4 protein-coding genes and 1 pseudogene are annotated in these 6,314 nt (G+C 76.2%); all 5 read right to left on the minus strand.

Annotated features, from left to right (window positions below):
* Positions 1 to 2,475 (minus strand): non-ribosomal peptide synthetase (locus AE652_RS32870; RefSeq protein ID WP_159028618.1); only part of this gene is annotated, 2,475 nt, incomplete at its 3' end.
* A 57-nt stretch (positions 2,476 to 2,532) separates the two neighbouring features.
* Positions 2,533 to 3,477, minus strand: a complete 945-nt coding sequence (locus AE652_RS43250) for a condensation domain-containing protein (RefSeq protein ID WP_053112393.1) — start codon at positions 3,475 to 3,477, stop codon at positions 2,533 to 2,535.
* The gene (sbnA, locus tag AE652_RS32875; protein WP_049658253.1) at positions 3,477 to 4,496 is read right to left on the minus strand and encodes a 2,3-diaminopropionate biosynthesis protein SbnA; all 1,020 of its coding nucleotides are present in this window, start codon (positions 4,494 to 4,496) and stop codon (positions 3,477 to 3,479) included. Before sbnA ends, AE652_RS43250 begins: the two co-directional genes overlap by 1 nt.
* A gap of 191 nt (positions 4,497 to 4,687) precedes the next feature.
* Positions 4,688 to 5,842 (minus strand): acyl-CoA dehydrogenase family protein, encoded by a 1,155-nt coding sequence (locus AE652_RS32880; protein ID WP_049658255.1) that lies wholly within the window; start codon positions 5,840 to 5,842, stop codon positions 4,688 to 4,690.
* Positions 5,839 to 6,314: pseudogene (locus AE652_RS32885) on the minus strand (hypothetical protein); the annotation flags it as partial. The pseudogene AE652_RS32885 and the gene AE652_RS32880, both read right to left, overlap by 4 nt.

Consider the following 6,314-nt stretch of genomic DNA (forward strand, 5'->3'; position numbering starts at 1 on the left):
GTCGACGGCGGCGGCCAGCGCGGCCGGGTCGTCGGCGAGCGCCGAGACGTCGACCCGGCGGACGGCGTCGGCGGCCCGGACGGCGCCCCTGGGCAGGGCCTCCAGGGACCACAGGCCCGGCGCCACCACGGTCAGCCGTGACCGCAGCGCGGCGTGGTGGTCCAGCAGGACGGCGGTGGCCGCGGTCAGCCGGTCGAGGTCCAGGCCGGCCGGGGTGGTGAGCACCTGGTACTGGCTGTACTCCCTGGTCCGCTCGTCCAGGACGCCGAGGTCCTCGCGCAACTGGTGGGCGATCGGCAGGAGTTCGACCTCGCCGGTGTCGTCCGGCGCGGCGGCCGGGCGGGCCGGGCCGCCCGGTGCGGCGAGCGCCGCGATGGCGGCGGGGGTGTGGTGGGTGCGGATCTGCAGCGGGGTGACGGTCAGTCCGGCCCGGCGGGCGTGGCCGACCGCCAGGATGGCGCTGATGCTGTCCCCGCCCAGCTCGAAGAAGTTGTCGCCGGGGCGGACCTCCGGCACGCCGAGGACCTCGGCGAACGCGGCGCAGACGATCTCCTCGGCCCGGCTGCGCGGCGTGTCCGGCCGGGCCGGGGCCTCGGCGCCGGCCGGTGCCGGGTCGGGCAGCGCCCGGCGGTCGACCTTGCCGTGCGGGGTCAGCGGCAGGGCGTCCAGGACCAGGACGTTCGGCGGCACCATGTACTCCGGAAGGACGGCGGCCAGGCGCTCGCGGACCCCGGCCGGGTCGAGCACGGCCCCGGCGCGCGGGACGCAGTAGCCGACCAGCCGGGTGCTCCCGCCGGTGCCGCCGACCGCCCGTACCGCCGCGTCGGAGACGTCCGGCAGCGCGCGCAGCGCCGCCTCGATCTCGCCGAGCTCGATCCGGTGGCCGCGCACCTTCACCTGGTTGTCCCGGCGGTCCAGGAAGACCAGTTGCCCGTCCGCGCCGCGCACCACGCGGTCGCCGGTGCGGTACATCCGGCTGCCCGCCGGGCCGTACGGGTCGGGCACGAACGCGGCGGCGGAGCGGGCCGGGTCGGCCAGGTAGCCGCGGCCGACGCCGGCGCCGCCGACGTACAGCTCGCCGGGCGCGCCCTGGGGGACCGGGAGCAGGGCGTCGTCGAGCACGTAGAGCCGGGTGTTGCGGACCGGGCGGCCGATCGGGACGGCGCCGTGTTCCGGCAGCCCGTGGCCGAGGTGCGCGTGGGTGACGTCGTCCGAGCACTCGGTGGGCCCGTACGCGTTGACCAGCCCGACCAGCGGGTAGCGGCTGGTCCAGCGCCGGCACAGGTCGGCGGGCAGTGCCTCGCCGGTCGCCACCAGGTGGCGCAGCGCGGCCAGCACGGGAGCGCCGGCGCCCAGGTCCCAGGCGTCCAGGGCGGCGCGCAGCAGTGAGGGGACGACCTCCAGGACGGTGACGTCCTCGGTGTCGGCGAGGGCGAACAGCAGGTCGGGGTCGGCCGCGGTCTCCCGGCGCACCACCCGGACCCGGCCGCCGACCACCAGCGGCGCGAGCATCTGCCACACCGACACGTCGAAGGTGACCGGGGCGTTCTGCACCACGCTGTCGGCCGCGTCCAGCGCCAGGTCGTCGACCTTCGCGAGCAGGTGGTTGACCATCCCCGCGCGGTGCACCATGGCGCCCTTGGGCGCCCCGGTGGACCCGGAGGTGAAGATCACGTACGCCAGGTCCAGCGGGGTGCCGAGGACCGGCGCGAGGTCGTCGGCGGCGTCCCGCTCCCGCGCGGAGACCTCCAGCAGCCGGACCGGACGGCCGGCGGCGGCCGCCACCCGTTCGGCGAGCGGCCGGTGGGCGGCGTCCGCGACCACGGTGGTGATCCCGTTGTCGGCGAGCAGGGCGACGGTCCTGGCCTCGGGCGCGCCCGGGTCCAGCGGGACGTAGGCCGCGCCGGCGCCGATCACGCCGAGCACCGAGGCGATGAAGTCGGAGCCCGGGGTGACCAGCAGGGCCACCAGGCCGGCGTCGCCGACCCGGCGGGAGAGGGCGCTGGCCCGGCCGACCAGCTCGGCGTACGTGGTCGTGCCGCCGTCCTCGGCGACCGCCACGGCCTCGGGGCGCCGGGCGGCGAGTTCGCGGATCCGGGCCACCGCGCAGTCGAAGCCCGCCGCGCGCTCGGGCCCGCTCGACTCCCGCACCCAGGCGGCGCGGTCCCCGGTGTCCACGGCCAGGCCGCCGACCGGCTGCTCGTCCCCGGCCTCGGCGAAGCGGTCCAGGAACTCCACCAGCCGGGCGAGGTGGCCGTCGATCTCCGCGTCGGTGTAGCGGTCCGGGTTGCCGTTGAGGTGCAGCTCGATGCCGGCCCCGGCGGTCTCGACCACGGTGACCATCAGGTCGTCGATCAGCCCGGTCGACAGGTTCACCACCCGCGCCGTGCACGGCCCGAGGGCCAGCTCGGCCTGCTGCGGCAGCAGGTTGACGAACGGTCCGAAGGGCCGCCGGTCGTCGCTGCGCAGCCCCATGGCGCGGCGGATCGCGCTGACCCGGTGGCGCTGGTGGCGGAGCGCCTGGGCCAGCTCCTAGGAGGTGTGGCGCAGTAGCCCGGCCCTGGTCAGGGCGGGGCGGACGGGCACCCGCAGCGGCAGGTAGTTGGCCAGCATGCCGGGGATCGACCGCTCGTGGGCGGTCGGCCGGGCGGTCACCGGCAGGGTCAGCAGGACGTCCTCGACCCCGGTCATCCGCTGGGTGTACACCGCGACCGCCGCCATCACCGCGGTCGGCCAGGTGACGTCCGCGCGGCTGGCGGCCGCGCGCAGCCGGGCGCTGGTGCCGGCGGACAGGGCGGCGGTGCGGCGCAGGAAGCCCTGCGGCGCGGCCGTCGCGGGTTCCCGGTGGGAGAGGTCGGCGGGCTCGGGCGGCTCGGGGAACCGGCGCTGCCAGAACTCGGCGTCCCGCCGGGCCCGGGAGGAGCCGAGGTAGGCGGCCTCGGCGGTGAGCAGGTCGGCGAGCGGGGGCAGGGCCGGGCCGGCGTCCCCGCCGTCGGCCTCGTACAGTTCGGCCAGCCGGCGCCAGAGCACCACCTGGCTGAAGCCGTCGCACAGCAGGTGGTGGACGGAGAGGTAGAAGAGCGCCCGGTCCGGGCCCAGGGTGAGGACGGCGAGCCGGAACAGCGGGAACCCGGCGGGGTCGTAGGGCTTCGCCAGATCCGTCCGCATCCAGTCCAGCGCCGCCGCGGACGGATCGGGCTCGGTGCCGAAGTCCAGCTCGTCGAGCGGGAGTTCGGCGACCTCGCGGAGACGCTGGCGGGGTTCGCCGTCGACGTCGAGGAACTGGGCGCGCAGGCACTGCGCCTCCTCGACCAGCCGGCCCAGCGCGGTGCGGAAGCGGGCCCGGTCCAGCGGGCCGCGGACGTCCAGGTAGCCGGCCGAGTTGTACGCGTTGCTCCCGCCGGCCCCGTTGACGTCGAGCCAGATCTCCGTCTGGCCGGCGGTGAGCGGCAGCGAGGTCCCCAGGACCGATGTCATCACAGGCTCCCAACGGAGGTCGGGCCGATCGAGGCGAGGCCGGTACCGGGGGCGGCCGCCTCGGCGGCCAGGGCGTCGGGGCCGAAGGACTCCAGCACCCACGCGTCGTCGTAGACGGTGTCCAGGTAGCGTTCGCCGAGGTCGGGCGCGATGGCCACGGCGGTCAGCTCCTCGTCCGGCCGGTTGGCGCCCAGCCAGCGGGCCGCGCCGCTGAGCACCGTGCCGGTCGAGCCGCCGAGCAGGAAGCCCTCGCGCAGCAGGGCGCGGCAGGCCCGGACGGTGTCGGTCTCGGCGACCAGCACGGTGTCGTCCACGTAGGACTCGTCGAGGATGGCGGGCCGGACGCTGGTGCCGATGCCGGGGATCAGCCGGCCGCCCGGCTCGTGGCCGAAGTTGACCGAGCCGACGGCGTCGACCGCGACGATCGTCACCCCCGGGTTGTTCTCCCGGAAGTACCGGGCGCAGCCCATCAGGGTGCCGGTGGTCCCGGCGCCGACGAACAGCACGTCCAGCTCCGGGAAGGCCTTGGCGATCTGCGGCCCGGTGGTGCGGTAGTGGGCGGTCCAGTTGCCCGGGTTGGCGTACTGGTTGAGCCAGTGGAAGTCCCGGTGCTCGGCGCACAGCCGGGCGACCAGGTCGAGCCGGGCGCCGAGCAGGCCGCGCTGCGGGTCGGGCTCGGTCACCACCCGCACGTCGGCGCCCAGGCGCTGCATCAGCCGCCGGGAGACGGTGGTGCAGCGGGAGTCGGTGACGCAGACGAAGGTGAGCCCCCGGCTCGCCGCGACGAGGCTCAGCGCCACGCCGAGGTTCCCGGAGGAGCTCTCCACGATGGTCATCCCCGGCCGCAGCGCCCCGGACCGGAAGGCGGAGTCCACCATCTCGCCCGCCGCCCGCAGTTTGACCGAGCCGGCGAAGTTGAAGCCCTCGCACTTGAGGTACAGCGGACGGCCGATCATCCGTCGGAGGTCGACGTACAGGTCCTCGACGTCGAATTCCTGCGGTGTCGTGATAACTGGCATGCGTCTACTCCCACCCGGTCGTTCCGTGGTAGCGGGTGCCCAATCGGTCCGAAGCGATGGCCCCATGGTTTCCGAACACACTGACGTCGCACTGATTCGCAACTGATGGGGCGAAGGCCCTGGTCAGAGGCCCGGGACGGGCCCCGGGGCGCCGCCGGGGGCGCCTGCCGGGGCGGCCCCGGGAGGCGCTGCTAGGCGCGCCCGACCTTGCCGGTGAGCAGTCCCTGGAAGAGGTTCAGCCGGTGGATGTTGGCGGCGCCCTCGAGGAACTCCATCGCCCGGGCGTCGCGCGCGAGCTTGTCCAGCAGCGGGTGCGCCAGCCGGGCCCCGGGCCCGAAGAAGCCGCAGGCCGCCAGCGTCACGTCCTCGGCGAGCCGGGCGGCGCGCAGTTTGGCGGCTGAGGCGAGGTGGCCGTCGGCCGGCCGGGCGTCGACCGTCGCGGCGGCGTCCAGCACCAGGCGGTGGACGGCGTCGATCCGGCGGCCGATCGCGTCCAGCCGCTCCTGCTCGGCGGTGCGCAGCGGGCCGCGGTGCGCGGTCACGTAGTCGTGGGCGGCGCGGGCGATCCCGACCGCGATCGCCGCGACGCCCGGGCGCAGCTGGTTGAAGATCTGGACGAAGGACCAGACCCCGCGCCGGCTGGCCGGGAGGTGGCGGCCGAGGACGTGTTCCTCGGGGACGGCCACCGACTCCAGCCGGACGGCGCTGATCCGCGCGCCGCGCAGCCCCAGCATGTCCAGCGGCTCGGCGTGGAACCCGGGGGTGTCGGTGTCGACCAGGACGGCGGTGATGCCGAGCGGGCCGGGCCGGGTGCGGGCGAAGACCACCGCGAGCCGGGCCCGCGAGGCGTTGCCCACGTAGCGCTTCTCGCCGCTGAGCAGCGCCCCGCCCGGGGCGGGGGTCAGCGCGGTGGTCAGGGCCGCCGCGTCCGAGCCGCGGTCCGGTTCGGTCAGCGCGAAGCAGGTCCACAGGGGTTCGCGCAGCATCCGGCCGTAGAACCACTCCTTCTGCCGCTCGTCGGCGCACAGGCCGACCGCGACGCCGGCCAGGAACGGGCCCGGCGAGGCGACCATCGCGCCGACGTCGGCGCGGGCGAGCTCCTCCATGACGACGGCGCGTTCCAGCGCCGAGTCGCCGCAGTGGCGCTGCCCGTCGATCTTCTCCGGCTCGTTCCCGTACGCGGCCGGGATGCCCATCGTCGCCAGGTAGCGCACGGCCGGGAGGTCCAGGTGCTGCCGGATGGCCTCCGGGTCGCGGTCGATCTCCAGCGCGAGCGGGCGCAGCCCGGCGCCCCACTCGCGGGCCCTGGCGCGCAGCGCGGCCAGGTGCCCGTCCGGCCCGGTCATCGCGGTTCCTCCCCGGTCACGTGGACCTCCGCCAGCAGCTCCGACAGGTAGCAGGGCATCCCGGGGCCGTCCCGCAGGTAGCCGCTGGCGCCCAGCAGCCGGACCTGCTCCCGGTCGGCCGCGGTGATCCGGGCGTGGACGTCCGCCAGCACCGCGGCGGGCAGGTCGCCCGGCCCGGCGCCGGACAGCACCGCCCGGACCTCCAGGTGGTCGGCCACCGCCTCGGCGACGGTGCCCTTCACCAGCTGCTGCTGCAACAGGTACGAGTCGCCGCTGCGGCGCCGGCCCAGGTAGCCCAGGCAGGCCGAGCGCAGCGACTCCGACAGGCCGAGCCGCACCCAGGCCAGGCCCAGGACGAAGGCGGCGCCGGCCTCCCGCTCGGCCGCGCCGCGCCGGGCCGGCGGCGCGGTCGTGACGGTGGCGGCGACCACCTCGCCGCCGGGCAGCGCGGTGCGCGACAGCACGGCCTCGT

The organism is Kitasatospora sp. MY 5-36 (assembly GCF_001182915.1).
In the GTDB taxonomy this organism is placed as follows: Bacteria; Actinomycetota; Actinomycetes; order Streptomycetales; family Streptomycetaceae; genus Kitasatospora.

Coding starts and splice junctions, on each gene's coding strand:
- AE652_RS32880 (WP_049658255.1), bottom strand. CDS start 5,842: ATGACCGGGCCGGACGGGCACCTGGCCGCGCTGCGCGCCAGGGCCCGC.
- AE652_RS43250 (WP_053112393.1), bottom strand. CDS start 3,477: ATGACATCGGTCCTGGGGACCTCGCTGCCGCTCACCGCCGGCCAGACG.
- sbnA (WP_049658253.1), bottom strand. CDS start 4,496: ATGCCAGTTATCACGACACCGCAGGAATTCGACGTCGAGGACCTGTAC.